Source organism: Micrococcus sp. EWR3.9.1 (genome assembly GCF_052615555.1).
This window is the reverse complement of sequence record NZ_JBQXFD010000003.1, coordinates 40925-54774: the sequence shown is the minus strand read 5'-3', so window position 1 is coordinate 54774 and position 13850 is coordinate 40925. Positions and strand designations below refer to the sequence as shown.

9 protein-coding genes are annotated in these 13850 nt (G+C 66.5%); 3 read left to right on the top strand and 6 right to left on the bottom strand.

Features of this window, described 5'->3' with window-relative positions; genetic code table 11:
- Positions 1-24 precede the first annotated feature (24 nt).
- Positions 25-534 (top strand): hypothetical protein, encoded by a 510-nt coding sequence (locus ACUJ8O_RS02880; protein ID WP_036338511.1) that lies wholly within the window; start codon positions 25-27, stop codon positions 532-534.
- A 7-nt stretch (positions 535-541) separates the two neighbouring features.
- Here ACUJ8O_RS02880 and ACUJ8O_RS02875 read toward each other — a convergent pair whose 3' ends face one another.
- The 5 genes from ACUJ8O_RS02875 to dnaB form a co-directional block, all read right to left on the bottom strand.
- A complete protein-coding gene (locus ACUJ8O_RS02875; protein ID WP_235188160.1) occupies positions 542-3994 on the bottom strand; it encodes a DEAD/DEAH box helicase family protein in 3453 nt (1150 codons plus the stop codon).
- A 56-nt stretch (positions 3995-4050) separates the two neighbouring features.
- Positions 4051-5199 (bottom strand): restriction endonuclease subunit S, encoded by a 1149-nt coding sequence (locus ACUJ8O_RS02870; RefSeq protein ID WP_080694970.1) that lies wholly within the window; start codon positions 5197-5199, stop codon positions 4051-4053.
- Positions 5196-6668 carry a type I restriction-modification system subunit M gene (locus ACUJ8O_RS02865; RefSeq protein ID WP_036338508.1) on the bottom strand — a complete coding sequence of 491 codons (1473 nt, stop codon included), beginning with the start codon at positions 6666-6668 and terminating at the stop codon, positions 5196-5198. Before ACUJ8O_RS02865 ends, ACUJ8O_RS02870 begins: the two co-directional genes overlap by 4 nt.
- A gap of 173 nt (positions 6669-6841) precedes the next feature.
- Positions 6842-8005 carry a PIN domain-containing protein gene (locus ACUJ8O_RS02860; protein WP_152540178.1) on the bottom strand — a complete coding sequence of 388 codons (1164 nt, stop codon included), beginning with the start codon at positions 8003-8005 and terminating at the stop codon, positions 6842-6844.
- A gap of 28 nt (positions 8006-8033) precedes the next feature.
- A complete protein-coding gene (dnaB, locus tag ACUJ8O_RS02855; protein WP_036338505.1) occupies positions 8034-9422 on the bottom strand; it encodes a replicative DNA helicase in 1389 nt (462 codons plus the stop codon).
- A 731-nt stretch (positions 9423-10153) separates the two neighbouring features.
- Here dnaB and ACUJ8O_RS02850 point away from each other — a divergent pair.
- Together ACUJ8O_RS02850 and ACUJ8O_RS02845 are read left to right on the top strand one after the other, a co-directional pair.
- Positions 10154-11329 carry a CaiB/BaiF CoA transferase family protein gene (locus ACUJ8O_RS02850; protein WP_323662996.1) on the top strand — a complete coding sequence of 392 codons (1176 nt, stop codon included), beginning with the start codon at positions 10154-10156 and terminating at the stop codon, positions 11327-11329.
- Positions 11330-11354: 25 nt separating this feature from the next.
- The gene (locus tag ACUJ8O_RS02845) at positions 11355-12581 is read left to right on the top strand and encodes an acyl-CoA dehydrogenase family protein (protein WP_323662995.1); all 1227 of its coding nucleotides are present in this window, start codon (positions 11355-11357) and stop codon (positions 12579-12581) included.
- 15 nt (positions 12582-12596) lie between these two features.
- Here ACUJ8O_RS02845 and rimK read toward each other — a convergent pair whose 3' ends face one another.
- Positions 12597-13832, bottom strand: coding sequence for a 30S ribosomal protein S6--L-glutamate ligase (rimK, locus tag ACUJ8O_RS02840; RefSeq protein ID WP_123243984.1), 1236 nt, complete (start codon positions 13830-13832; stop codon positions 12597-12599).
- Positions 13833-13850: the final 18 nt, after the last annotated feature.

Sequence of the window (13850 nt, the reverse complement as noted above, 5' to 3'; positions counted from 1 at the left end):
CGAGCCCTGCGGCATGCTTGGACCATGACGCGAACGGACGGCGAGCAGCCGGAGGACACCTCCGGCGACGACAGGCCTCAGGGACACCTCGACCCTCGGGAGTGGCGGATTCGCCTCGAGAATGCCCTCGACTTCCCTGCCACTGTGCGCGAGGCCCTGGACGCCGTGCGGGCAGCGTCCATCAAGACGCTGGAGACGAATGAGCAGAGCCGTCAGACACACGACTGGCTTCTCAGGAAGAAGATGGAGGTCATCGAAAGGGAGCTCGACAAGCCGGACCTCACGCGGGAGGACCGCGACCATCTGATGGCCATGGTGGACGACCTCATTGAGCGCGCCAACGCCAAAGATGAAGAGAACCGGCGCTTTCTCGCCGGCCTGACGCATGGGGGAATGAACGCGGCCGTAACTATTGCGGGCCTTGCCATAGGCACAGCCGGCGTCGTCGCAGTTACTGCCATCGCTGGCCCAGACGGTCTTAGGCAGGTCGGCCAGCTTCTGCCACAGATCGCTCAGCGGGCCCTCCGGAAGTAGTCACCCGCTACGCCGCGCTTCCTGCCTTCGACGGCGCCCCGGTGCCGTTTTCCACCCCGGCCCGCCGCCGGACGTCGGCCAACACGGCCACCACGGCGTCGGCCGCCTCGCCGGGATACACGGCGTCCACCCCACCCATCGCCAGATAGGGGTCCTCGTAGAGGCGCCCAGGAGACACCACCCCGTTACGGACCAGGTCGTCCACGAGCATGCGAGTGAAGTGGATCTGGTCGGCGTTCCACCGCCCCTCATCCAGGAACCCGGCCAAGGCCTCCTCGGCGGCACTGCGGTCCAGGCCGACCAGGCTTCGCACGAACACACCGAGTTCGTCCCCGGCCTGGTCGCGGACCCAGTCCAGTTCGGGACGCTCCGACCCGCCTGCCTCCACCAGCATGCGGCCGAGCTCGTCCAGGTCCGCCTCCGTCAAGGGCTGATTGCCGCGAAGCTTCCGCAGCGCCAGGGTGTCCCGCTCGCCCTGCAGGAAGGCCCTCGCCTTCCGCCGGTAGCGCTCCCAATCCATGCCGGGCCTGGACGGCACGATCACCACTTCACTGGAGTCCAGGAGGGTGTCCACGAAGTCGGTGTAGACGGGGGACGAGGTTCGCCGGGGCAGGAATGCCACGAGGTCACGCAGGCCCTCGCGCAGGGCCTCGACGTCTGCGAGCCCCGCGTCCTTCCACCAGAGGTCTTCGGCCACGCGGGACAGCAGGTCCTCCTTCTGCTTCACAGCGGGGATGCGCACCTGGCTCAACAGAGCCCCGGCGATGTCCTGGATCGCCGTTCGGCACCGTTCGGCCGTGGTGAGGTCCTGGTCCAGGTCGGCGAGCTGCCAGCGCAGGGTGAGCAGGTCGAAGCGTTTGGCGGCCTCGTTGGGGTCGCGCACCGCGGAGGGCAGTCCTGCCACGTGCTCAGCGAGTTCCTGGACGTCCTCGGCGCTCACGCGCCCCCAGGCTGCGGCGTCGGACCAGCGCTCCACCTGACGCCGGTGCTTGCGCACCAGGAGGTTCTGCCCGGGCATGGCCGCCACGTAGGAGTGCAGCCAGTCGGCGTGACTGCGGCGCACAGCACCGGCTCTGTCCTCCCGTTCGCTCCCCGCTTCGGCCTGAGCGTCCAGGGCCGCGACGACGGCGGCCCGCGTCTCGAAGATCTGCTGGGTGAGGGGCTTCTGCTGGGATGGCGCCCGTTCGGGAAGGTCCTGGTTGAAGTACTCGAGATTTCCGCCGACGTCGATGACGGTGAAGGAGGTCTTGTCCCGCCCAGGACCGAAGAGGTCAGGGCGCAGGCGGGTGCCGCGGCCGAGCATCTGCCAGAACTTGGTCTTGGAGTGGACCACCTTGAACAGCACGAGGTTGACCACGTCGGGGATGTCCACGCCGGTGTCGAGCATGTCCACGCTGATGGCCATCTGGGGCATCTTGTCCGGGTCGGAGAAGTCGTCCAACAGGGCGCCGCTGTAGGCGGTCTTGCTGGTGATCACGCGGGCAAAGCTGCCGCCCAGTTCTGGGAAGCGCTCGTTGAACCGGCGCTCGATGAACTCGGCGTGCCGCTGGTTCTTGGCGAAGACGATCGTCTTCCCCAACCGGTCTCCATCGGCCACCTTCTGCCCGCGCTCCATGAGCAGCTCGAGCACCTTGTCCACGGTGTCGTCGTTGAAGAGGAAGTCGTTGATCTCCTGGGAGTCCACGTTCTCCGGAGGTCCGTCCTCGCCCCAGTCGAGGGCGTCCCACTCGGCCTTCTCCTCCTCGGAGAGGTCGTCGTAGCGGATGCCCCGGCGGAGGAACTCGGTCCCGGCAGACACCCCCTCCGGCGGCACCAAGTAACCCTGCTCCACGGCCTCAGCGAGGTCGAAGGCGAAGGTGGGGACGCCGTCTTCGAGGTGGAAGAGGCGGTAGGTGTTGCGGTCCACCTCGTCCTTGGGGGTGGCGGTGAGGCCGATCAGGAGGGAGTCGAACCAGTCAAAGATGGCCCCGTACTTCTGGTAGACGGAGCGGTGGGCCTCGTCGATGATCACGAGGTCGAAGTGCCCCGCGCCGAAGCGGCGGGGTCCGTCCTGCCCGTCGCGCTGGAGCAGGTTGAGCATGGTGGGGTAGGTGGCGGCGTAGATACGGCCTTCGGCGGTCCTGTCGTTGAGCAGGTTGACGACGGTCTCGTTCGGCAGGTGCTTCATGAAGTTCTCGGCGGCCTGTTTCACCAGGGCGGTACGGTCGGCGAGCACGAGGACGCGCTTGACCCACTTGGCACGCAGCAGCTGGTCGACGAGGGCGATGGCGGTGCGGGTCTTGCCGGTTCCGGTGGCCATGACGAGCAGGGCGTCGCGCTGGCGGGCGGTGAAGGCTTCGCCGACGGCGCGGATCGCCTCGAGCTGGTAGGGGCGCCCGGCGATCTCGGTCTTGGGAGGCACGGTGGCGAGGTCCTGCCGGGCGGTGCGGCGCTGAATCAGCCGCTCGAGTTCGTCTGCCGTGAGGAACCCCTCGATCTCACGGGGTGGGTAGCCCCCGGCGGGGGCGAAGGCGGCGTCATCCCAGAGCCAGTGCTCGTAGCCGTTGCTGTAGAAGATCAACGGACGGCGGCCGTACTGCGCTTCGAGGGCGTCCGCATAGCGGCGGGCCTGTTCCTGGCCTTCGTGGGGGCTGCGGGTGGTGCGCTTGGCCTCGAGGATGGCCAGGGGCAGGCCGTTGGCACCCCAGAGGACGTAGTCCACCCGGCCGGTGCCGCTCTGGGTGGGCAGTCCGGTGACGGGGTATTCGCGGTCGCGGTCCTGGTCGAGGGGCCACCCGGCTTCGTGAAGGAGCAGGTCGATGTAGAGGGTGCGGGTCTCGGCCTCGGCGTAGTCGTAGGCGTGGAGGTCGGTGAGGTCACTGGCAGCCACGGCCGCCTGGGCGGCGGCGATCTGCTCCCGCAGGGCGGCGATCTCCGCTTCGTAGGCAGCGGCCTGCTGCTCGCTTTCCTCGCGAAGGCGGGCGTTGGCCTCGTCCTGGGCCTTGAGCCGGGCGATGACCGCGTCGAGCTGTTCGACGGGCATGGCTGCCTGGCGCGGGGCCCGTGCGGGGTCGAACTGCGCCTTGGTGGGGACGGCCTCGGGGTGGGGGCCGTGGTGGAAGGCCGTCCAGACGAGCACGTGGAAGAGCTCACGGAGGATCGTCAGGGCAGCCCGGGAGTCCAGGGCGAGGTCCTTGTGGACGGCGTTGTTCCCCGCCTTGCGGAGGAAGTTCAGCTTGTCCACGATGCCCCGCCCGGCAAGCGTGGTGAAGGCGGGGGCGTTGATGCGGCCGGCGAGGTCGGTGCTGTAGGGGTCGTCCAGGCCCCGGGTGGCGTAGAGGAACTCCACGATCCGCTCCACGGAGCGTCGGGCATAGAAGGCGGCGGCGCGCGGGTCCGTGGTGAGGTAGGCCTCGGCCTGGGCGGCATCCTGATGGACGGCAGGCAACGCCTGCTCCACCCAGTCCATGTTGCTTGCCATCGGCTCCTCCTTCGGTGCGCGCCGCCACACTGCGGCTGGGCTCTATCCTGCCGGGTTCACAGCTCGCCGCGGAATGCCCGGTACTGCAGGGACGCGAACAGCTCGTCCTCGAGGACCAGTGCCCGCTCGATCCGCTCCCGCTGTGCGTCGATCTTCGCGACGACGGCCGCGAACTCGCGCTGGACGGCGAGGGGAACATCGGGGAGGCGGAGGGTGAGTGTTCGCTTGATGTTCAAGTTACTGATGTTGGTGGTCTGGTTGCCGAAACTGCGCACCGTCTCCTGGATCCGGTCACTGTTGAACCAGTGGTGGAGGAACACGGGGTCCACGCCCGGCCCCGGGCGGAGCGCCGCAACGAATCCACCGATCGCAGACCGCTCCGGAAGCTCTCCGACAAAGCAGCACTTGCCCACCAGGTTGTAGCTGTTGGCACTCGAGACCAAGGTGTCCCCCGAACGAAGGTATTTGCCTTCATTCTTGATGAGATCCGCAGGAATTCTAATCACATCAGACAGATCAAGGTGCCTCTGAACGTTCTTCGTCCGCATGACGGGAACACCCTCATCCGACACATCAGCCGGCTTGAAGGTGACCCCTCGAACGAATGCAGCAACGTCCCCAAGGACGGGGCCCGCGGGAGCCTGCGCGACGACTTCCGCAAACCTGGAGCGCACAAGAACGTCCAGGGAATCCACCTGTGCACGACGACGCGACCGCTGCCCGTCAGCCCGGTCCAGGATCTCCGCCACTTGCTCCTGATAGCGAAGGTCTGGCAGGGGAATTTTTATTGATTCAACCGCTCGCTTAGAGAGTTCCTTGAACGTAGCACCCGTGCCCATACTTTCCAGGAGGGCGCGATGACCCCTCAACCAGTGAAAAACATAGTGAGCGGAGAGATCTGGCCCGGGAACAAGACTCTTGAAACCCTGGTTTGTGGCCATCGGGACAGTAGTAATACCAGTTAGGCCAATCGGAGCACGCGAGCTCAAGAGTACAGAGCCAGGTGGCAACATCCTCGCGGCGCAGCTCCGCAGGCCTGCCTCGGTAAGGGTGCGCTCGGTTTCAGAAATGAACGGGGAGCTGGAACGACTCAACTCGGCCGGTGTGATCCAGAAGTGTTTCCCGCCCCAGTAGTCCGCGACCCCAGTCTTCGGCGTGGCCCCGGAGACCACCTCCGCGACCTCGCCCAGCTTCACCGTCTTCACTGCAGCATCCCCTTCAACTCCGCCGTCCCCGCAGCAATCTCGGCGTCGAGCTGTTCTAGGTCGGCGAGGATCTCCAGCGGGTTCCGGTGCTCAACCTCCTCGATCTCCAACTCCTTATACCGATTCAGTGAGAGGTCGTACCCCTGCTCCACGATGTCCGCCTTGGGCACCAGGAAGGACTGGGCGGTGCGCGGACGATCCTTCTCACCCGCCAGGTTCTGCCAACGCCGCAGCACGTCCGGCAGGTCGTTGGCCTCCACCGGGGTGCGCTTGTCATCCAGCGATAACCCATCGGCACGAACGTCGTAGAACCAGACGTCGTCCGTGCTGCCGGGACCGTCATTGCGGAAGAAGAGGATCGCCGTCGAGACCCCCGCATATGGCTTGAACACACCCGAGGGGAGCTTCACCACCGCCTCCAGATACTGGTCTTCCACCAGCATCTTTCGCAGGTCCTTGTGCGCCTTCGACGAGCCGAACAACACGCCGTCCGGCACGATCACCGCCGCGCGGCCGCCCGGCTGCAATAGCCGCAGGAACAGAGCCAGAAACAGCAGTTCCGTCTTCCTCGTCTTCACCACGCGCTGCAGATCGGAACTCACGGCGTCAGCGTCGAGGGACCCGGCGAACGGCGGATTGGCGAGGATCAAGCTGTACTTTCCGGCGTCGCCGTCGCTGGCGCCCTGGGCCAGGGAGTCCCGGTAGGCGATGTCCGGGGACTCCACCCCGTGCATGAGCATATTCATGCTGGCGATGCGCAGCATGGTGCTGTCGAAGTCGTACCCGTGGAACATCCGCCTGTTGAAGTGCAGGCGAACATGGGCGTTGTAGAACATGTCCGGGTGCGTCTCCCGCAGATACTCCGACGCGCCGACTAGGAACCCCGCCGTGCCGCAGGCCGGGTCCACGATAACGTCCTCCGGGGTGGGTGCCGTCATCTGCACCATGAGGTCGATGATGTGCCGCGGAGTGCGGAACTGGCCGTTCACCCCCGCCGAGGCGATCTTGGAGAGCAGGTACTCGTAGAGGTCACCGGTCGTGTCTCGGCTGCCCATCGGCAGCTGGTCGATCAGATCCACCGCGGTGGAGAGCATGCGTGCGTTCGGGATGGTGAACCGGGCATCCCGCATGTGATGTGCGTACGTGGAGTCCTCACCGCCCACCTGCTGGCCCAGCTGCCGCAGGAAGGGGAACACCTCGCGGTCCATGCGGGCGAACATCGTCTCCGCGGACTCGTTCTTCAGCTGCTGCCACCGCAGATGCTGCTGATCAGGGCCGAAGACGGGATTCTCCACCGGCTGGTTCGTGTGCCGCGCTTTGGCCTCGGCCTGCGTCTGCCTCTCGTCCAGGCGACGGAGGAAGAGCAGGTAGGTGATCTGCTCGATCACTTCCAGCGGATTGCTGATGCCACCCGTCCAGAAGGCGTCCCAGACACGGTCGACCTGCTTCTTAAGATTTCCTGTGATCATGGGTCATATGATACACGTAGGCACTGGCTGTGGCGAGAATTAATATTCTTGCCAATACCGGCACCTCGATAATTTTTAACCAAATTTGTCACAGTCTTTTCAGGCTTGCAACAAGAATTGCTGCCTTTCGACACAGGGGTATTAAGCAATAGAGCAGAGGCTGCGCGCTCCCATCATGCAATCCTGTAATCCAAGACGGACAACCTTCCCGAATTTCCCTCAATTTCGAACTCAAAGTTTCTATCAATGCCGACCCGAAAAACCGGCCTACCCTTGCTCCAGTCCATAGACATGACACTTGGATTGATAAGAATAAAATCGGAGACATCTTCAGGATCTACCTCAAGTAGTGCCTCCACTTGCACAGGAACCTCCACTTTTCCTCGAATAGCGGCTGCACACTCTGTGTCTTCAATTAATTCTACCGGTTCCCATGTCGCATCACCCGAGTAAACCTCCACAGCATCCACTCGAACCTTCCAACTACCTTTAAAGTTTGATGCCAAAATGTCAGCCAGCTGACCCCCGCTATCTAACTCTTTACCCTCTAGCGCCATCAAGTAGCGTTCGACCTCAGCGATTGCTTCATCCCCTTGATCAACGGACAACGAGGGATTCGTCTCAACTTCACTGATGGCGATATATCGATCTACCTCATCAGACAGATAATCCGCAAGTAATTGCTCGAGCGAAGTTGCGTACGAAAAGCTATTGAACTTGCCGACATCGTCGAGCAGGTCAGAATGAAGGGTCCTCCTGGACTTTTCTGCAGAAGAATCCAATGGCGCTGCAAAGTCATTCGTATTTTTAGAGACAAACACAACATCAGACCCCTCAGGAGTCGCGTTAACGACCGTATCCCAGATTATCCAATCAGCAACACCTGACCCGTCGATTTTCAAAGGCTTCCGCCTGAGAAAGTAGTCGTCTGCTAACCTTGCATGATCGAAGATCCGATGTGATAGGATTTTGAATCCCTTAGAGGACAAGAAGTCCTGAATTTTCACAGCAGTAGTTGAGAAGTCCTGGGATTTTTGCAACTCCTCGGCAACCCACTTACGTCGTCTTGACGTACCCAGCCCTGGGGTTGTGTCATCTTCGAGAGACCTAAGGCGCCCCAACCAGAACGGATGTGCCGAAATCAGCCAGTTTTTCAAACGATCAGCAGAATCTTTTATACTCGCAACCTCTTGCGCCGCAAGTTCCTTGACGACAACTTCAGGCACGCCAACCTCTGCAATCCCTGCAGACACCAGCCCAATCAGGAGAGCAAATTCTTCCCCCTCCATTTCCCAGTTCCCAAACAGGATGTTTGTGTCCAAAATTATGAGCTTCACTCTTCTCCTAGGATCTGGGGTTTGACGCTTAAAAACCACCACTCCCCCCGCCATCCTGTGCGAGGTTACTGAACCGACTGTAATGCCCCTGGAACCCCACCACAATGGTCTTCGTCGGCCCGTTGCGGTGCTTCGCCACGATCAGGTCTGCCTCGCCGGCGCGCGGGGACTCCTTGTCGTACACGTCCTCGCGGTGCAGCAGGATCACCATGTCCGCGTCCTGCTCGATCGAGCCGGACTCGCGCAGGTCGGACACCTGCGGCCGCTTGTCCGTCCTCTGCTCGGACCCACGGTTCAACTGGCTCAACGCGATCACCGGCACGTCGAGCTCCTTGGCCAGCAGCTTGAGGGCGCGGGAGAACTCAGCGACCTCCTGCTGACGGGACTCCACCTTCTTGCCCGAACTCATGAGCTGCAGGTAGTCCAGCACCACCATCTTGAGGTTGCTCTTCTGCTTGAGCCGCCGGCACTTGGCGCGGATCTCCATCATGGTCATGTTGGGCGAGTCGTCGATGAAGAACGGCGCCTCGTTCAGCCGCCCCACGGTCGCGGCGATCTTGGACCACTGGTCGTCCCGGATGGTGCCCTTGCGCAGGTCCTGCAGCGCGATCGTCGCCTCGGCGCTCAAGAGCCTCATGGCGATCTCGTTCTTGCCCATCTCGAGGCTGAAGAACACGGTGGCCATGTTGTGGTGGATGGCCGCGGCCCGCGCGAAGTCCAGCGCGAGCGTGGACTTTCCGACGGCGGGGCGCGCCGCGATCACGATCATCTGCCCGCCGTGCAGGCCCTGCGTCAGCTCGTCGAAGTCGTAGAAGTCGGTGGGGACGCCCGTCAGGCCCTCCCCCTGGTTGCCGGCCGCCTCGATCTCGTCGACGGCGTGCTCCATGATCTCCGCGAGGCGCACGTAGTCCTCGGACTGGCGGTTCTCCGCCACCTTGTAGATCTCGGACTGCGCCTCGTTGACGATCTCCTCGACCTCGCCGTCGCCCTGATACCCCAGCTGGGTGATCTTGGTGCCGGCGGTCACGAGGCGCCGCAGGACGGCCTTCTCCGCCACGATCTCCGCGTAGAAGCTCGCGTTGGCGGCGGTGGGCACGGACTGGATCAGCTCGTGCAGCACGGCGGGGCCGCCCACGCGGCTGAGCTCCTGGCGCTTGTTCAGCAGGTCCGCCACCGTGACGGCGTCCGCGGGTTCACCACGGCCGTAGAGGTCGATGATCGCCTCGTAGATCATCTCGTGGCTGGGCCGGTAGAAGTCGTGGCCGCGCAGCAGCTCCACCACGTCCGCGATCGCGTCCTTGGAGAGCATCATGCCGCCCAGCACCGAGCGCTCCGCCTCCAGGTCCTGGGGCGGCAGGAAGCGTTCAGAGGAACGGCCGCCGTCGTAGGAGCCCGAGTCTCCGTAGTTCTCAGTCAACGTCCGGAGACTCCCTTCCCACAGCCCGCACGACGGCGGCCCTCGCCGGTCTTCCCGGCCCTGATTCCTCTGTTGTCACCGCCCGTGCCGCCGCACCCTCCTGCAGGCGGACGGTGCGACGGTCCCCGGGGCGACGGTCTGAGCGGATGCGCGCCTGTCAGTGGTCACCTGCGGCCAATACCCGCCCTCGCGTTGGGGATACCACGCGACACTACGCGCGCCGTGGAGGCTGGGCAACCGCGTTTCCCACAGGCCTTGTGGACAACGTGTGGATTCGGCGGCGTGTCGTGTGGATCGCCTGGGGACCACGCTGGGGACAACCGCTCGGCCAGTCCCAGAATCCGGCTCTGACCTGGGACGATGCGATCCCCAGCGCTGTGGAGGAAGATTCTCCACCCCCCTTTGGCCCCGGCCGCGGGACTTGACAGCACCCTCGTTTGCGCCCTCATCACACCGCCTGGTACACGCCTATCCACACCATCGTCCACACCCTCCACATCTGTGGACAACTCCTGTGGACAAGGTGCCCGGATCTGGGGACGGCGAAGTTGACAGCGTCTGCCCGCGGCCCCGGGTCCTCCCCGTGCCCTCCTCTCCCGGCCGCCCCGGACCGCCCGGCACCGATGACTCACGCACGTCAGTGACCCGCCCCAGAGTCATTGGACGGAACGCGAGCACGGTGCTTGGGTGGAACCCGTCGTCGTGTCGTCCGCCACAGTGAGGAGTCCGCCGTGCCCCCGGCCACCACCGCCCCCTCCCCGGCCTCGCTCCCGCTCGACGGCGTCCTCGTCGCCGACTTCTCCCGCGTCCTCGCCGGCCCGCTCGCCACCATGACGCTGGCGGACCTCGGGGCCCGCGTCATCAAGGTGGAGCACCCCGAGCGCGGCGACGACACCCGCGGCTGGGCCCCGCCCCGCTCGGCGACGGGCGCCACCTACTTCGAGTCCGTGAACCGCAACAAGGAGTCGGTCGGCTGGGACCTGAAGGACCCCGAGGACCAGCGGCGGGCCGCCGCCCTGGCCGCCCGGGCCGACGTCGTGGTCCACAACCTCAAGCCCGGCACCATGGAGCGCCTCGGCCTGGGCTACGACGACGTCGCGCGGGAGAACCCGTCCGTGGTCTACGCCGCCGTCTCCGGCTTCGGCGACCGCGAGGGCCGGGACCTGCCCGGCTACGACTTCATCGTCCAGGCCGCGGGCGGGCTCATGAGCATCACCGGCGAACCGGACGCCCCGATGAAGGCGGGCGTCGCCCTGGTGGACGTGCTCACGGCCAAGGACCTCACCGCCGGCGTGCTCGCCGCCCTGCTGCGCCGCGAGCGCACCGGGGAGGGCGCGCACCTGCGGCTGAACCTGCTCTCCTCGCTGCAGGGGGCGCTCGCCAACCAGGGCCAGGCATGGCTCGGCGCCGACGTCGTCCCGCGGCGGATGGGCAACGACCACCCCTCGATCGCCCCCTATCAGCTGCTGGCGTGCCGGGACGCGCCGCTCGCCGTCGCCATCGGCAACGACGCGCAGTTCCGCACCTTCGCCGCGGCCCTCGGCGTCCCCGAACTCGCCGAGGACCCGCGCTTCGCCACGAACACAGACCGCGTCGAGCACCGCGAGGAGCTGCGCACCGCCCTGGAGGACGCGCTCTCGGCGCAGACGGCGGCCCACTGGCGGGACGTGCTGCAGGCCGAGCGGCTCCCGGCCGGCCTCGTGTCCAGCGTCGCCGAGGGCGTCGAGCTGGCCGAGTCCCTCGGCCTCGAGCCGACCGTCGAGGTCCAGGACCGCTCCGGCGCCCCCGCCGGCCGGCAGTTCCGCCACCCGGTGCAGTGGGACCCGCCCGTCGCGCACCCGTGCAACGCGCCGCCCGCGCTCGGCGCGGACACCGCGGCCGTCAACACCTGGCTCGACGCCCGCTGACCACCCCGCAGAGAGGACCCCCGCCATGACCATCCCGTTCCACGCCGAAGCCGACTCGTTCCTCGGCCGCGCCGACGTCGTCGGCCTGGACTCCCTGTTCTCCGCCGAGGAGAAGGCCGTCGCGCTGCAGGTGCGCGGCTTCGTGGACGAGCACATCCGCCCGCACATCGCCCGCTGGTACGACGACGCGGTGTTCCCGCGCGAGATCGTCCCCGAGCTGGGCCGTCTCGGCGTGCTCGGGATGCCCTACGAGGGCCACGGCATGCCCGGCCGCTCGGCGGTGGAGTACGGCCTCGCCGCCCAGGAGCTCGAGGCCGGCGACTCCGGCCTGCGCACCTTCGTCTCCGTGCAGGGCTCGCTCGCGATGGGCGCGATCCACAAGCACGGCTCCGAGGAGCAGAAGGTGCAGTGGCTGCCGCGCATGACCACCGGCGAGGCGGTCGGCTGCTTCGGCCTCACCGAGCCGGGCGCCGGCTCGGACCCGGCCTCCATGACGACGACGGCCCGCCAGGAGCCCGGCGGCGACTGGGTGCTCGACGGGGTCAAGCGCTGGATCGGGCTGGCCACGCTGGCCGACGTCGCGATCATCTGGGCGCAGACCGGCGAGCCCGGCGACGGGCGCGGGGTGCGCGGCTTCGTGGTCCCCACGGACACCCCCGGATTCCGCGCCGAGGCGATCACGCAGAAGCTGTCCATGCGGGCCTCGGTGCAGTGCGAGATCCACCTCGACGGCGTGCGCCTGCCCGCCTCCGCGATGCTGCCGGCCGACTCCGCCGTCGGGCTCAAGGGCCCCTTCCAGTGCCTCAACGAGGCCCGCTACGGGATCATCTGGGGCGCGATGGGCGCCGCCCGCGACTCCTTCGACGCCGTCCTCGACTACGCGGTGCAGCGGCAGCAGTTCGGGGTGCCGCTGGCCTCCCACCAGCTGACGCAGGCCAAGCTCGCGGACATGGCCGTGGCCATCGGGAAGGGCTACCTGCTGGCGCACCAGATCGGTCGCGCCAAGGACGCCGGCCCGCTCACCCCCGCCATGATCTCCGCCGGCAAGCTGGACAACTGCCGCGTGGCCATCGGCATCGCCCGGGAGGCCCGCGAGATGCTCGGCGGCAACGGCATCACCCTGGACCACTCGCCGCTGCGGCACGCGAACAACCTCGAGTCCGTGCGCACCTACGAGGGCACGGACGAGGTCCACCAGCTCACGCTCGGCCGGCACCTCACGGGCATCGGCGCGTTCGCCCCGGCCCGCTGAGCCCCGCGCCCGGGCTCAGGCGTCGTCGGCGGGCGCCTCGGGCGCCGGGGCCTCCTCGGCGACGGAGGCGAGGATCGGGGTGGCCGGCAGCTTCCGCACGCGCTTGGGGCGGCGGGCGCGGGCGGGGATGAGGGCGCGCATGTTCTCGGTCTTGCCGAAGCAGAGCAGCCGGTCGCCCTCCTCGAGGACCTTGGTGTCCGCGGGGTTGGGGAACACGCAGGTGCCGCGGTGCAGGGTGAGCACCTGCAGGTCCTTCGCGAGCAGCCCGGAGTCCTCGATGGACTGGCCCACCCAGCCGGAGCCGGCGTGCACGGTGATCTCACCGACGCCGTACCCGGTGGACACGGCCAGGCGCTGGCGCACGTCGATGTCCGGGAAGCCGGCCTGGTCCGCCACGTAGTCGATGATCGCGCCGGCCACGTCCAGGTCCGTGGCGGCCTCGATGCCCTGCAGCCCCGGGGAGGAGTTCACCTCCATGACCAGCGGGCCGTGCTCGCCCTCGAGCATGTCCACGCCGGCCACGCGCAGGCCCATGATGTGGGCGGCGCGCACGGCGGTCTCCGCGTACTCGGGCGAGAGCTCGACGCGCTCCACGGTGCCGCCGCGGTGCACGTTGGAGCGGAACTCGTCCCCCTGGGCCCGGCGGCGCATCGCGGCCACCACGCGGTCCCCCACCACGAGCGCGCGGATGTCCGTGCCCTTGGACTCCTCCACGAACCGCTGGATGAGCACCTGCTGGTTGGTGCCGTGCAGCGTCTCGATGATCGCCTCGGCCACCTTCTTGGTCGGCGCCAGGATCACGCCGATGCCCTGGGTGCCCTCGAGCAGCTTGATCACCACGGGCGCCCCGCCCACCATGTCGATCGCCGTGGAGACCTCGCCGCGGTTGCGCACGAACACGGTGGCGGGCATGTCGATCTCGTGGCGGGAGAGGATCTGCGTGGCCCGCAGCTTGTCCCGCGAGTTCATGATCCCGGCGGCCGTGTTGGGCGTGTAGACGTCCATCTGCTCGAACTGGCGCACCACGGCGGTGCCGAAGTAGGTCACCGAGTTGCCGATGCGCGGCAGCACGGCGTCGTAGCCGGAGAGGGGGCGGCCGCGGAACATCAGATCGGGCTCGTCCGAGCTGAGGTCGATGCCGAAGCGCAGGGTGTCCAGGACCTTCACCTGGTGGCCGCGCTCGAGCGCCGCGGTCTTGAGCCGCTGCGTCGAGTAGGCGCGCAGGGAACGGGAGAGGATGGCGAGCTTCATGACCGCTTTCCTGGGAGG

Coding starts and splice junctions, on each gene's coding strand:
- ACUJ8O_RS02880 (WP_036338511.1), top strand. CDS start 25: ATGACGCGAACGGACGGCGAGCAGCCGGAGGACACCTCCGGCGACGAC.
- ACUJ8O_RS02875 (WP_235188160.1), bottom strand. CDS start 3,994: ATGGCAAGCAACATGGACTGGGTGGAGCAGGCGTTGCCTGCCGTCCAT.
- ACUJ8O_RS02865 (WP_036338508.1), bottom strand. CDS start 6,668: ATGATCACAGGAAATCTTAAGAAGCAGGTCGACCGTGTCTGGGACGCC.
- ACUJ8O_RS02845 (WP_323662995.1), top strand. CDS start 11,355: ATGACCATCCCGTTCCACGCCGAAGCCGACTCGTTCCTCGGCCGCGCC.
- rimK (WP_123243984.1), bottom strand. CDS start 13,832: ATGAAGCTCGCCATCCTCTCCCGTTCCCTGCGCGCCTACTCGACGCAG.